General features: G+C 51.0%; 1 rRNA gene. It reads left to right on the top strand.

The features are described 5' to 3' along the window. Positions 1 to 255: ribosomal RNA gene (locus L6D74_RS29925) — 23S ribosomal RNA — on the top strand; the annotation flags it as partial.

Raw genomic sequence — 255 nt, 5'->3', positions numbered from 1 at the left:
AGACAGCTAGGAGGTTGGCTTAGAAGCAGCCACCCTTTAAAGAAAGCGTAATAGCTCACTAGTCGAGTCGGCCTGCGCGGAAGATGTAACGGGGCTCAAACCATACACCGAAGCTACGGGTATCACGTAAGTGATGCGGTAGAGGAGCGTTCTGTAAGCCTGTGAAGGTGAGTTGAGAAGCTTGCTGGAGGTATCAGAAGTGCGAATGCTGACATGAGTAACGACAATGGGTGTGAAAAACACCCACGCCGAAAG

Origin of the sequence: Pseudomonas pharyngis (genome assembly GCF_021602345.1) — a bacterium.
Lineage (GTDB): Bacteria > Pseudomonadota > Gammaproteobacteria > Pseudomonadales > Pseudomonadaceae > Aquipseudomonas > Aquipseudomonas pharyngis.
Note: the sequence above shows the minus strand (reverse complement) of the source record. Positions and strands in the feature narration are given on the sequence as shown.